The following is a 12,966-nucleotide window of genomic DNA, read 5'->3' as shown; positions in this document are numbered from 1 at the left end:
TGGCAGCAGAGAAATCTGCAGCCATTTTTAAGAAGACAGTGAGAAAAAGCAGTTTATTGAGAAAGATTAGCAGCACCAATCATGCCGGCGGTGTTTCCAAGTTCGGCGGCACGAATCTGGGGAAGAAAAGAATTTTTTTTGCCGAACACTTCTTCGGCAACCAGTGCAGTGAGCGGGTCGGTCAGGTAAGTGCCCTCTTTGCTGATGCCGCCGGAAAGCAAAACAGCCTGCGGGCGGAAGATGTTGACAGCATTTGCAATGCCGGCAGCAAGGTGCTTGATGTATTCGCGTATCACTCGCTGGCCGGCCTCGTCGCCCTGCCGTGCCGCCTGAAAGGGAATCCTGCCGTCCATGCGGGACAAGTCACCTTTGCACAGTGTGCAGAGCAGGGAATTCGGTGCCTGCTTTGCGGTACGTTTCGCCTGCCGGATGAGTGCTGTTGCGGAAGCGTAGCTTTCCAGACAGCCGCGCCTGCCGCAGGTGCAAAGTTCGCCGTCTTCCACCAGCAGGGTGTGACCAAATTCAGCACCACCGGGGCCGCCGCCCTCGAAAATTCTTCCGTTTATAATAATGCCGCTGCCAACGCCCGTGCCCAGAGTCAGCATAAAGACGTTTTGAAAGCCTTTTGCCGCGCCGGCACAAACCTCGCCGAGTGCGGCACAGTTGGCGTCATTGCTGATGAAAACCGGCTGTGTAAAAGTACGGTGCAGTTCCTGTGCCAGCGGGACATTCTGCCAGTTTAAATTATTGGAGTAAACTACGGTTCCGGTTTGGGCGTCAATCGTGCCGGGACAGCCGATACCGACGGAAATGCAGTTTTCCATAAATTCACCGGCATCTTTCAGGGCTTCTTCCGCGGCATGAACAATGTCCGGCACAACTTCCTGCCAACTGCGCTCGGCACCGGTCGGCACATAAGCTTGTCCGAGAATCTGATTCTCTGTACTGACGACACCTGCTTTAATGCCGGTGCCGCCGATGTCAATTCCAAAGCGGAACTTTTCTGTTACCTGTTTCATTGCAATTCACCTCATGCTTTGTCGCCGTTGGGCAGATAGGTGTTTTTCGGCGGAACGGTTGTACGCACAACTGTGCATTGACCGCTGACACGGTAACTGCCGCAGTCTGCCGGCAGGAAAATACTGTCGCCCTGTTCAAATGAAACAGTTTCGCCGCTGCAGGACACACTTCCGCTGCCCTTTACTGCCAGCAGGGAGTGGAAAGTGGAACCGTCTGTGCTGGCTGTAACTTCGTTTCCGCTAAGCTGCAGCAGGTCGGTGACAAAGGAATTGCAGCAGCCAAGATGGCTGTCAAAGTCATAATCCGTGCGTGGGGGAACGGTGCGGGTCACGTCCAGCGCCTTGCTGACATGCAGCTGGCGTGGCTTGCCGTCCTTGCCGACACGGTTGTAATCAAATACACGGTAGGTGACGTTGGAGTTCTGCTGAATCTCCGCAATGACAATACCCTTGCAAATTGCATGGATGGTGCCGGCCTCAATAAAGAATGTATCGTCGGGATGTACCGGGGCGGCGTTGAGCACTTCTGTTAGGGTGCCGTCCTCAATGCGCTTTTGGAATTCCTCTTTGCTGATTGTTTTTTTAAAACCGTAGTACAGGAACGCGCCCGGTTCGCAGTCAACAATGTACCACATTTCGGTTTTGCCGAACTGATGCTCATTTTTCAGTGCATAATCATTATTTGGATGTACCTGAATGGAAAGATTATTGTGTGCGTCTATCAGCTTAATGAGAACTGGAAAGTCCCCAAAACGCGCGCAGTTCGTACCTGCAGCAGCGGGATTTGCTTTCAGGTATTCTGCAAGTGTTTTGCCCGCAAAAGGTCCGTTTGCAACCGCGCTGGGCCCGTCTGGGTGGCAGGAAAGCTCCCAAGTTTCTGCAAGGACATTGCCGTCAAATTTTTTATGAAAATTCGTTTTCAGCCGCTGTCCGCCCCAAAGGTAGGATTTGCAGGCCGGAATTAATTTGATAATTGCCATTTTAGTTTTTGCCTTTCCCAAAGTTTTCAATGATTTTAGAAACCGCACCACGGTATATTTCACAGGCTGCTGCGGCGGCTTGCTCTGTTTTGCTGACTGCTGCGCAGTATAGTTTCAGTTTCGGTTCCGTGCCGGAGGGGCGCACGGTCAGCTGGGTGTCGTCATCCAGTACAAACTGCAGTACGTCACTGCTGGGCAGAGTGGGGAACTGCACAGGCTTGCCCGGCGTGTGCAGGTAATCTTTGACCAGTGTGATCTTATGGCCGCAAAGCTCTTCCGGTGAATTTTGACGCAGGGAAGCCATGAAATCCTGCATGATGTGGAAACCCGATTCACCCTCGAAGGCAAAGGAATCCAGACTGTTTTTGTAGCAGCCGTATTCTTTGTACAGGTTCTCCATTGCGTCATAAAGAGAAAGCCCCTGTGCGCGGTAATCTGCTGCCATATCGCACAGCAGAAGGCAGGCATTTACGGCGTCTTTGTCGCGTACATGGCTGCCGGAAAGGTAGCCATAGCTTTCCTCAAAACCGAAAATGTAGCGGTCGGCTTCGCCGCCTTTTTCAAGAAAGCCAATTTGTTCGCCGATAAACTTGAAGCCGGTCAGCACGTTCCGCAGCTCAACGCTGTAATGTGCGGCGACTTTTGCTGCCATTTCCGTTGTCACAATCGTTTTCACCGCGACTGGCTTTTGGGGCATGGTACCGAGCGCCAAACGGCGGCGGCACACATAGTCAAGCAGCAGTACGCCGACTTCATTGCCGCTGAGCAGTTTGTAGTCATCTCCGGCTTTTACGGCAATGCCCATGCGGTCACAGTCAGGGTCGGTTGCAAGCAGCAGCTCCGCACCGGTTTTGCGGCAAAGGGCAAGCCCCTCTGCCAGCGCTTCCGGGATTTCCGGGTTCGGGTAGGGACAGGTCGGGAAGTTCCCATCCGGCTTTTCCTGACTGGGCACCACGGTGATGTCTGTAAAGCCTGCACGCTTGAGTACCGTTGTAACGGGTACCAGACCGGTGCCGTTGAGAGGGGAATAAACGATTTTCAGCTGCGTAGGAACCGTTTTTTCCAAGCGCTGTGCAAGTACAGCACTGTAGAAAGATTCCGCTGCTTCCGCGGGAATTTCCTGTACCTTCACACTGGAATTCTGCGGCAGCGGTTCAAAATATCCGACAGACTGGATGCATTCTGTGATTTCCTCAGCGGCCTGCGTGGTGATCTGGCAGCCGTCCGCGCCGTAAACCTTGTAGCCGTTGTACTTGGCGGGATTGTGGCTGGCGGTCACCATGACACCGGCGCTGCAGTGCAGAGTGCGCACTGCGTAGGAAAGGGCTGGGGTCGGCATCAGCTGTGGGTAAAGGTAAGCTTTCACGCCGCAGGCGGCAAAGGTGCGAGCGGCTTCTTCCGCAAAACGGCGGGATTTGATGCGGCTGTCGTAGGAAATAGCGGCGATGGGGTCTTTCTGCTTGGAAAGCCAAAGTGCAAGCCCGCGTGTCGCCCGGCGAATGGTGTAGATGTTCATGCGGTTGGTGCCTGCACCGATGACGCCGCGCAGACCGCCTGTGCCAAAGGCAAGACCGCGGTAAAAGCGGTCGGTGATTTCCTCGGACTGATTTTTTACAGCGGCCAGTTCTGCGAGAAGGTCCGGGTCCTCTGTGGCCAGACGACACCACTGCGAATAAGCTTCCTGTATCTGCAAAGCGATCCCTCCATACTAAAATTAATTAATTTACTTAAATAATCGTACATTGATTAAGTAAATGTGTCAACCTAACAATGTTGATAATAAATGTACTATGTTGGCTTTTAGGATAAAAAAACGTTATCTCAAAAATAATTCTGGACAAACAGATCAAGAATTGCTTTAATAAAAGACGAATTAGTTAATTTTTTGGGAGGTAGTCTTTATGGCGATTCATTTTAGAACAACAAAATTGTATCCGCAGGCCTTTCAGCTGAATACGCCGAACAGCAGCTATGCGTTTGGTATTTCGGAACAGGGTTTGGCAGTGCATTTTTATTATGGTGCCCGTCTTCATAGAAATGACTTGGAAACACTGTGCAGTGCGGAAAACTCCCCTTGGTTTCCGGCACAGCCCGGACAGACGCTGCTGGACCATGTACCGCTGGAGTTTTCCGGCTCCGGTATGGCAGATCTGCGTCCCGCCGCAGTAAGCGTACAGTGGGCAGACGGTGACAATCTTGTGGATTTTCGCTACAAGTCCTACAAGATTATTACAGGGAAACCGGCGCTGCAGGGGCTGCCCCATGTCTATATCGAAAAAGAAGAAGAAGCTTTTACACTGGTGCTGACCCTTGCGGACGCTAAAGGGTTGGAGGCGGATTTATACTATACTGTGTTTGCGGACAGTGACGCATTGGTTCGCAGAGCGGTTCTGCGCAATACCGGCAACCAACAGGTCACACTGACACGAGTGATGAGCGCGAGCCTTGATTTACCCGATAATCGTATGGAAATGGTACATCTGCACGGCAGCTGGGCGCGCGAATTTACCCTGGAACGCCTGCCGGTGGGACACTGCGAGCAGCGCATCGGCAGTTTCCGCGGCGCTTCCGGCAGTCAGCACAATCCTTTTACGGCGATTGTTACACCGGACTGTACGGAAACTGCAGGGGAAGCCTATGGCTGCAGTTTGGTGTACAGCGGCAATTTCTGTATGGAAACCGATGTTGACGCCGGCGACCGCCTGCGTCTGAATGTTGGCCTTTCCGACCGCGCATTTCGCTGGCCGCTTGCCGCCGGCGAGTCTTTTGAAACACCGGAAGCGGTGCTGGTGTACTCCAACTGCGGACTGGGGGAAATGTCCCGCACGTACCACAAACTGTACCGCAGCCGTGTCAGCCGCGGCTACTGGCGTGACCGTCCGCGTCCGGTGCTGCTGAATACGTGGGAAGGTGTTTACTTTGACTTTAACCGTGAAAAGCTGCTGAATCTTGCAGAAGCCGCTGCCAAAGAGGGTATTGAACTGTTTGTCATTGATGACGGCTGGTTTGGCCATCGTTCGGATGACACCACATCCCTTGGCGACTGGGCCCCGTGGGAGGAAAAACTGGGCTGTGCGCTGCCAGAACTGGTGAGGGATGTCAATCAGCTCGGCATGGATTTTGGCATTTGGGTAGAACCGGAAATGGTTTCTCCGGACAGCGACCTGTATCGTGCCCATCCGGATTGGGCACTCTGCCGGCCGGGCCGTCCGGCAACGCTTGCGCGTACACAGCTGATTCTGGACCTCTCCAGAAAAGAGGTGCAGGAGTATGTCATTGACGCGATGACAAAGCTGTTCTCCTGCGCGCCGATTGCCTATGTGAAGTGGGACATGAACCGCAACATGACGGAAATCGGTTCTTTTGCAGACCGTACCGCCAGCGCGGGTGCACTTGCGCACCGCTATATGCTTGGTTTATATCATATTTTGGAAACGCTGACTTCCCGCTTCCCGAAGATTTTGTTTGAAAGCTGTGCCAGCGGCGGCGGCCGTTTTGATGCGGGCATGCTGTACTATATGCCGCAGACCTGGACCAGTGATGACAGTGACGCAGTTCAGCGTTTGGATATTCAGGGCGGTGCTTCCCTGGTTTATCCGCCATCGATGATGAGCTGTCACGTTTCTGCAGTACCGAACCATCAGGTCGGCCGCAGTACGCCGATTTCCACACGTTGGAATGTTGCGGTACTTGGCGGCGGCTTTGGCTATGAGTTGGACATGACGAAGTTTGGTGAGGAAGAAGCGCAAACGGTAAAGAAGCAGATTGAGGCGTATAAAAATGAACGCAGCGGTCTGTTTAACAGCAGTTTTTACCGTTTGCCGGCACCGGAAGATATGGCCGCATTTCAGCAGATTTCCGCGGATGGCGACCGAGTTGTTGCTACCTGCTGCCGCAGATTATATCATGCAAAGAACGGACCGTACTGGCTGCGGCTGCAGGGGCTGGATGCACAGGCAGAGTACCGCTGCGTAAAGACTGGCCGGACAGTAACCGGTTCGGTGCTAATGGGACATGGCGTCTGTCTGCATTTGGACACGGTGGACTTTGCCAGCGAGCGCATGGTGTTTGAAAAAATCAAGTGATGTGCTGTGTTATAAACCTTCTATACTCAAAATGCACGGATTTAGCTAAAAAAAGAATTGACAATTTACTTGTGCTTTTGTAGAATAAGAATATTAAGTAAAAGTAAATTAATTAGCTAATCAAGCGGCAGCGAAAACGTTTTTCTGACGCAGGCGAGGAGAGATGAACATGCCGAAGGCAGTGCGCATGGCGGACATTGCTCAAAAGATCGGTGTCAGTACGGTTACGGTTTCAAAGGCACTGGCAGATAAAGACGGTGTCAGTGACGAAATTCGTGCGAAAATTAAAGAAACAGCCCAGCAGATGGGTTACCAGCAGACATCTTCCACTCACAAGTCCCGGCAGGGCGGCACCGGAAACATCGGGATTTTGGTGGCAGCACGTTTTGTGGATGCCGGCAGCAATTCATTTTATTGGGAATTGTACGAAAAAGTAGTGAGCCGCCTGCTTGGCAGTGATTACTACGGCATTTTGGAACTGCTGCAGGAGGAAACCGAGCAGGGGCTTGTCCTGCCGCGCGTGCTGCAGGACAACAAAATTGACGGTTTAGTTGTCATTGGGCAGATCAGCGATGACTACCGCAGAATGCTGCAGGAAAAAATGTTGGTTCCCACTGTGTTTCTGGATGCCTACGACAGCTGCGGTACCGGCTGCTCTGTCATTTCAGACGGTTACTACGGCATGTATGCCGTTACGAATTATGTTTTGTCAATGGGGCACCGTGACATTCATTTTGTGGGCACCATCAATGCCACCAGCAGCATCAGTGACCGCTACTTTGGCTACTGCCGGGCTATGACAGAGCACGGTATTGCGGTAACACCGGAAATGGTGCTGCCAGACCGGGATGAACATGGCGATATTCGTTTTTCACTGCCTGAAAAATTTCCTACTGCTTATGTCTGCAACTGTGATATTACGGCTTACAAGCTGATCGATCAGTTAAAAGAGCGCGGACTGAGTGTGCCGGAGGACATTTCGATTGCTGGTTTTGATAATTACAGCGTGCCTTATATTTCCGCACCGGACATTACCACCTATGCGGTGGATATGGCAGGTATGGCGCGTGCATGCGTGGATGCGCTGCTGCATCAGATTCATCACAAGCATACAACGGCCGGTATGAAGATCATCAGCGGACATTTAGTAGTTCGCAGCAGTGTGAAAAACCGCAGCATCTGAACCGGAAACAAAAAAGACACAGAAGCATTTCATTCATGCTTCTGTGTCTTTTTTTGCGCGGCTTTCAGGAACTTTAGAAAAATGGGTGCGGAAGGCGAGCGGGGACATGCCGGTTCGCTTTTTGAACAATCGGATGAAGTAAGAGGTATTTTCAATTCCAACGGCAAAGCCAATGTCCAAAACACTGCGGCTGGTGCTTCGCAGCAAGGTGCAGGCTTCTTCTACCCGCACATTCAGCAGATATTCAAAGGGTGAACTGCCGTAGTATCGTTTAAAGTCTTTGTCCAGCTTATATTTGTTCCAGTGCAGTTCTTTGGAAAGTGAATCCAGTGTCAGTTTTTCCGTATAGCGGGTGTCTAAAATCTGTTTCAGTGTGCGGATAGAAGCCGGCGGCAGGGTTCCCTTTGCGGCAAGTGCCTGCGTTTCCACCTGTATTCGTTCTGAAAGCGCGGTGAGCTGCCGATCGGTTTCGGCAGAGGGCGGCTGCGCTGCCAGTTCTGTACAGAAATCGAACAGGTCAGAACCCGGGATGGGTACAAACACGGCCGGTTCACTGTCTGTGCAGAATGGAAGCTTTCCCTCAGCAAGAAAACTGGAAAAATGCAGTGTTTTGGTTGCCGCGGGCGCCACAGCAGGTGTCTGGCCGGCACGCACCAGAATCAGGCTTTGGGCGGGCAGCTGCCAGATGCAGCTGCTTTCCTCCATACGGCAGCTTTCCTGTGTGCAGTACACCATAAAAGCATCCCGAAAGGGGCAGGAAAGCAGCATTCGGTTGGGAACGCTGCCCTGCATGCCGCTGAGAAAGTGGAATATTGACTTGTCATAAGTTAAGGTGTTTATGCTCATACTGTCTGAGGTTCCTTTGTTTATTAGGTATTTTATTTGTGTTTATGATAACTGAATGATTTGACTTTATAATTCTAATAAGAAAAATAGAAAATTTTAGTTAAAATTAGGTGAATAGAATGAATTTTGTTTGAATTAAAATATGTATACCGGAATATTTTTAATAAGTAAATTTTATTTTTACTTAATATATGTAATTTGAATATTAATGATTTCGCCAGTAAATAAGGCAATAATTAAAATAAATCGTTACAAATTCATAAAAGAACCAACATTATTTTATTTAAGCCAACATAATGTAATGACTTCGCAGACTAAATGATATACTATTTAGCTAAGTTAATCAAACGAAAATTAACTTAAATTTGGGAGGTAGCGAAATGAAAAATGTTAAGAAGTTATGCAGTGTTCTCTTGGCTGGAGCATTGGCGCTGTCCGCAACAGCCTGCACAGGGTCAAGCAGTTCCAGCAATTCTGCCGGTTCCACTACTGCAGGAAGTACGGCTAGCACTGGAAGTACAGCAGCAAAAAGCAATGCCACAGATTTCAATTCTTTGAAAGTGGGCACTGACCACACGGATATCAAGGCAGACCTGAAAATTTTAACACACCGTACGGATATTGTTAATACTACTTTCAAAAAGTACATAACTGAATTTCAGAAAATGTACCCGAATGTCACTATTAAGTACGAAAGTGTTACAAACTATGCGGATGATGTTACAACGCGTATGTCAACGGACAACTGGGGCGATGTTTGCATGATACCAGCCAGCATTCCCAACACAGAGTTAGCGGATCATTTTGAACCGCTTGGTGAGGTGGATACGCTTTCTAAAACCTATAACTTTGTAACCAATAAAGCTTATGATGGTACTTGCTACGGGATGAGTTCCACTGGCAATGTGCAGGGGATTGTTTACAACAAAAAAGTTTTTAAAAATGCCGGCCTTTCCGACTTGCCGAAGACACCTGAAGAGTTCTTAAAGGATTTGCAGACAATTAAAGACAAAACAGGTGGTAAGATAATTCCGCTGTACACAAATTTCGCTGCCAAGTGGACGATGGGGGCATGGGATGCATATATCGGCGGCTGTGCAACCGGCAACCCTGATTTTATGAATCTGAAGCTGGCAAAAATGAAAGATCCGTTTGCAAAGGCTTCTTTCTCAGAGGGTACCGGTCCGTATGCAGTATACAATACTTTGTACGAGGCAGTAAAGCGTAAATTAACAGAAGCCGACCCGACCACTACCGACTGGGAAAGCAGCAAAACAAAAATCAACAACGGCGATATTGCTACCATGGTTTTGGGCTCCTGGGCAGTAACACAAATGCAGCAGGCCGGCAAAAATGCAGATGATATTGGCTACATGCCTTTCCCGATTACTGTAAACGGTAAGCAGTATGCGACTATGGGCTCGGATTATTGCTACGGCATCAACAAAAATAGCTCTGATGACAACAAACTGGCTGCCAAACTTTATATCAAATGGCTGACGGAAAAGTCTAATTTTGCTTATAATGAGGGCGGCGTACCAATCGTTAAGGGAGCAGAACTGCCAAAAACTTTGGAAGGTTTCAAAAATATTCAAATGATTGAAGACACCCCGGCAAAGAAGGGTGAAGAAGATGTGTTTACAAATGTAAACAATGATTCCGAACTGAGCTTGAACAGTGATAATAAGCATGTGCAGGACATTGTTGAAGCTGCTCTGAATGGAACAAAAACAATGGACGAAATTGTAAGCGAGTGGAACCAAAAGTGGGCCGATGCACAGAAGAAAGACAACATCACTGTTGGCTGAGGGTTTAATTTAGATAAGTGTTTGCCAGGCGGCCGGCGCGGTGCGTCGACCGCTATTTGTTTACAAGGGGGATTAACAATGGGTAATACAAAGCACAAGTCGTCTTCTTTGGCGCACAGTCTGCGGAGCATTCGCGGACAACAGCACTTAGTAACAGTAGTGTTTATGGTTGTACCGTTGACGCTGCTGGTGGTGTTTACTGTTCTTCCATTTATTAAAATGGTACAATTTAGCTTTTTTAATATGAAATATATTGGAAGGCAAAGATTTATTGGGCTGCAGAATTATATAGATGTTTTTTCACGTGATGATATTTTTGGCGCACTGAAGCTCAGCTTTTTCTATATGGCGGGTGCGGTTATTCAGATGGCTTTGGCACTGTTTCTTGCAACAATCTTAACTTCAAAATTGAAAGGTACCGGATTTTTTAAGGGCGCAATTTTCTTCCCGTATCTGGTTTGCGGTATTGCAGTTGGTTTCATTTTTAAATTCTTTTTTACACACGGTTATGTATTCGACACTTTGCTGACAACAATCGGGTTTAATCTAAACAATCTGCCTTATTGGCTGAAGGACACCAGTGTTAATAACATTGCCTTGGCAGGAACCTCTGTATGGCGATACTTGGGGCAAAACATGGTTTTGTTTATTGGTGCCATGATGTCAGTAGACAGTGAAATTTATGAGGCTGCTGAAATAGACGGTGCAAACGCATGGCAGAAGTTCTGGGCAGTTACAATGCCCGGCATTAAAACGATGATTGTTTTGAACTTAATTCTTTCTATCAGTGGTTCTTTAAGTGCCTTTGAGCCGCCTTATGTTATTACAAACGGTGCATTTGGTACTGGTACATACTTTGTAATTATGGACCGCATTGCGCACACGAACCAGAAGGTTGGCCTTGCGTCTGCAATGGCGGTTGTGTTGATGGGCATGATCATTATTGTTACCGTGATTCAGAAGCTTGCCTCGCGCTTCCTGCTGGATGAGGATGAGACAGGCCGAACATTCCGTGAACGCCGTGCTGCAAAAAAACGCAGTCACGCTGTACAGTGAACTGGGGGTGAGAAAATATGTCTGCAATGCAAAATACCGCAGCTACAGCAACTGCTGCAAAAGTAAATCGTCCCGGCCGTGTAAAAAAAGTCATTATAAAGGTTTTAGAATATATTATCCTCGCTTTCGCGGCATTCTGGGCACTAGTGCCGATTGCTTCCTGCGTAATTACCGCTTTTAAAACACCGCAAGAGTACCAGAATACCAATGTAATGACACCGCCAAGCAGTTGGGCGTATTTGGAGAATTTCAAATACGCATGGGATAAGGCAAACATGGGTATGGCTTTTATCAATTCCATCATTATTCTGTTGGTTGTGCTTCTTTGCTCTATCCTTATAAGTTCAATGCTTGCATTTGTGCTGAATCGCTTTAAATTTCATGGCAATGGCTTAATTCGCAATTTATTTCTATTTGCCAGTATGGTTCCCGGCATTGCTATGCAGGTAACAACTTATCAAATTATGTACAAATTAAATCTAATTAACAGTATACCGGGCTATATGATCCTGCTAATGGGTACGGATGTAATCTCTATTTATATCTTCCTGCAATTTTTCGAGAATCTTTCTGTTTCGCTGGATGAATCCGCTATTTTGGACGGATGTACATACTTTGGCGTATACTTTAAAATTCTGCTGCCACTGTTGAAGCCGGCTATTGTTACAGTCATGATTCTTAAAGGTGTCAGTACCTACAATGAATATTACATGGCAAACCTTTACCTGCAGGATAAATCTATATATCAGGTCGTTTCCACCTGCCTGTATACTTTTCAGGGGCCTTTGGGCAGCCAGTACAACTACATTTGCGCCGGTGTTATCATCACCATCATTCCGGTCCTTATCGTATTTATAGTCTGCCAGAAGCAGATTTACCGCGGCCTCGCATCCGGCTCCGTAAAGGGCTGATAACTTAATTTTGGAGGATAAAACATGAGCAAAGTAAAACTTTACGGCGAAAGCCTGCCCAATATGCCCTGGCAGGAGAGACCCGCCAATGTAAAGAACGCCCCTCTGTGGCGTTATACAGAAAATCCGGTTATCAAGCGTAATCCGGTGCCGGGTGTTGCCCGCATTTTCAACAGCGCGGTGGTTCCGGTGGATGGAGCCTATGTTGGTGTGTTCCGCGGCGAGCAGGTAAACGGTGTTCCGTTTATCTATTTCGGACGCAGCAAAAACGGTATTGACTGGGATATTAATCCGGACAAAATCCAATTTGTTGACGAAGACGGCAAGCCTTTTATGCCGCAGTACGCCTATGACCCGCGCTTTGTAAAAGTGGAGGATACTTACTATGCAATCTGGTGTCAGGACTTTTACGGCGCGGCAATCGGCATGGCGAAAACGAAGGACTTCAAGACCTTTACAAGAATCGAAAATCCGTTTCTGCCCTTTAACCGCAACGCGGTGCTTTTTCCGCGCAAGGTGAACGGCAACTTCATGATGCTTTCCCGCCCAAGTGACAGCGGCCACACTCCGTTTGGCGATATTTTTGTGAGCGAAAGCCCGGATATGAAATATTGGGGATGCCACCGCCATGTGATGGGCCGAGGAACCGAGTGGTGGGAAGGCCTGAAAATCGGCGGCGGCGCTGCCCCGATTGAAACCAGCGAGGGCTGGCTACTGTTCTACCACGGTGTTGCCGGTACCTGCAACGGCTATGTGTACAGCATCGGCGGCGCAATTCTCGACCGCGACGAACCTTCCCGTGTGAAGTACCGCTGCGAAAACTTCCTGCTCACGCCGGAGGAATGGTACGAGGAACGCGGCTTTGTGCCGAACGTAACGTTCCCCTGCGCAACTCTGTGCGACGCCGACACCGGCCGCATTGCTATTTATTATGGCGCGGCGGATACCTATGTGGCCATGGCGTTCACCACTGTGGATGATGTTGTTTCCTATATTAAAGAGAACAGTGTAACAACAGATGCCGATACGGAAATCGGCAAGCGCTGAAAGCGGCTTTTGGCAAAAGGAGGAACGATAC

The 12,966-nt window shown here is 48.9% G+C and carries 10 protein-coding genes; 6 read left to right on the top strand and 4 right to left on the bottom strand.

What is annotated here, in order from left to right:
- Nucleotides 1–53: 53 nt before the first annotated feature.
- Genes H6X83_RS11065 through H6X83_RS11055 form a run of 3 tightly spaced genes read right to left on the bottom strand, consistent with a single transcriptional unit; the run spans nucleotide 54 to nucleotide 3,692 of the window.
- A complete protein-coding gene (locus H6X83_RS11065) occupies nucleotides 54–1,019 on the bottom strand; it encodes an ROK family protein (protein WP_212506537.1) in 966 nt (321 codons plus the stop codon).
- Nucleotides 1,020–1,030: 11 nt separating this feature from the next.
- Nucleotides 1,031–1,999, bottom strand: a complete 969-nt coding sequence (locus H6X83_RS11060) for a type I phosphomannose isomerase catalytic subunit (RefSeq protein ID WP_212506536.1) — start codon at nucleotides 1,997–1,999, stop codon at nucleotides 1,031–1,033.
- Between the two features lies 1 nt (nucleotide 2,000).
- A complete protein-coding gene (locus H6X83_RS11055) occupies nucleotides 2,001–3,692 on the bottom strand; it encodes a phospho-sugar mutase (RefSeq protein WP_212506535.1) in 1,692 nt (563 codons plus the stop codon).
- Nucleotides 3,693–3,900: 208 nt separating this feature from the next.
- On the opposite strand from H6X83_RS11055, the gene H6X83_RS11050 reads away from it, so the two are divergent.
- Together H6X83_RS11050 and H6X83_RS11045 are read left to right on the top strand one after the other, a co-directional pair.
- The gene (locus H6X83_RS11050) at nucleotides 3,901–6,084 is read left to right on the top strand and encodes an alpha-galactosidase (RefSeq protein ID WP_212506534.1); all 2,184 of its coding nucleotides are present in this window, start codon (nucleotides 3,901–3,903) and stop codon (nucleotides 6,082–6,084) included.
- 169 nt (nucleotides 6,085–6,253) lie between these two features.
- A complete protein-coding gene (locus H6X83_RS11045; RefSeq protein WP_212506533.1) occupies nucleotides 6,254–7,267 on the top strand; it encodes a LacI family DNA-binding transcriptional regulator in 1,014 nt (337 codons plus the stop codon).
- A 33-nt stretch (nucleotides 7,268–7,300) separates the two neighbouring features.
- On the opposite strand, the gene H6X83_RS11040 is transcribed toward H6X83_RS11045, so the two are convergent.
- Nucleotides 7,301–8,113: a helix-turn-helix domain-containing protein gene (locus H6X83_RS11040; protein WP_212506532.1), complete on the bottom strand. Its 813-nt coding sequence runs from the start codon at nucleotides 8,111–8,113 to the stop codon at nucleotides 7,301–7,303.
- A 380-nt stretch (nucleotides 8,114–8,493) separates the two neighbouring features.
- Here H6X83_RS11040 and H6X83_RS11035 point away from each other — a divergent pair, with 380 nt between their 5' ends.
- From H6X83_RS11035 to H6X83_RS11020, 4 genes are all read left to right on the top strand, one after another.
- Nucleotides 8,494–9,921, top strand: coding sequence for an ABC transporter substrate-binding protein (locus H6X83_RS11035; protein ID WP_212506531.1), 1,428 nt, complete (start codon nucleotides 8,494–8,496; stop codon nucleotides 9,919–9,921).
- Between the two features lie 78 nt (nucleotides 9,922–9,999).
- Nucleotides 10,000–10,977, top strand: coding sequence for a carbohydrate ABC transporter permease (locus tag H6X83_RS11030; RefSeq protein WP_212506530.1), 978 nt, complete (start codon nucleotides 10,000–10,002; stop codon nucleotides 10,975–10,977).
- Nucleotides 10,978–10,994: 17 nt separating this feature from the next.
- The gene (locus tag H6X83_RS11025; protein ID WP_343063109.1) at nucleotides 10,995–11,888 is read left to right on the top strand and encodes a carbohydrate ABC transporter permease; all 894 of its coding nucleotides are present in this window, start codon (nucleotides 10,995–10,997) and stop codon (nucleotides 11,886–11,888) included.
- A 24-nt stretch (nucleotides 11,889–11,912) separates the two neighbouring features.
- Complete coding sequence (locus H6X83_RS11020; protein WP_212506529.1) at nucleotides 11,913–12,935, top strand: glycoside hydrolase family 130 protein; 1,023 nt, start codon at nucleotides 11,913–11,915, stop codon at nucleotides 12,933–12,935.
- The last annotated feature ends 31 nt before the right edge of the window (nucleotides 12,936–12,966 follow it).

This window comes from Caproicibacterium amylolyticum (genome assembly GCF_014467055.1).
GTDB classification, from domain to species: Bacteria; Bacillota; Clostridia; order Oscillospirales; family Acutalibacteraceae; genus Caproicibacterium; species Caproicibacterium amylolyticum.
The sequence above is the reverse complement of the archived record's forward strand: the minus strand, read 5'-3'. Positions and strand labels throughout refer to the sequence as shown.

What these genes read in the sequence shown, in the direction of transcription:
- H6X83_RS11065 (WP_212506537.1), bottom strand. Translation starts at nt 1,019, where the DNA reads ATGAAACAGGTAACAGAAAAGTTCCGCTTTGGAATTGACATCGGCGGC.
- H6X83_RS11060 (WP_212506536.1), bottom strand. Translation starts at nt 1,999, where the DNA reads ATGGCAATTATCAAATTAATTCCGGCCTGCAAATCCTACCTTTGGGGC.
- H6X83_RS11050 (WP_212506534.1), top strand. Translation starts at nt 3,901, where the DNA reads ATGGCGATTCATTTTAGAACAACAAAATTGTATCCGCAGGCCTTTCAG.
- H6X83_RS11045 (WP_212506533.1), top strand. Translation starts at nt 6,254, where the DNA reads ATGCCGAAGGCAGTGCGCATGGCGGACATTGCTCAAAAGATCGGTGTC.
- H6X83_RS11040 (WP_212506532.1), bottom strand. Translation starts at nt 8,113, where the DNA reads ATGAGCATAAACACCTTAACTTATGACAAGTCAATATTCCACTTTCTC.
- H6X83_RS11035 (WP_212506531.1), top strand. Translation starts at nt 8,494, where the DNA reads ATGAAAAATGTTAAGAAGTTATGCAGTGTTCTCTTGGCTGGAGCATTG.
- H6X83_RS11030 (WP_212506530.1), top strand. Translation starts at nt 10,000, where the DNA reads ATGGGTAATACAAAGCACAAGTCGTCTTCTTTGGCGCACAGTCTGCGG.
- H6X83_RS11025 (WP_343063109.1), top strand. Translation starts at nt 10,995, where the DNA reads ATGTCTGCAATGCAAAATACCGCAGCTACAGCAACTGCTGCAAAAGTA.
- H6X83_RS11020 (WP_212506529.1), top strand. Translation starts at nt 11,913, where the DNA reads ATGAGCAAAGTAAAACTTTACGGCGAAAGCCTGCCCAATATGCCCTGG.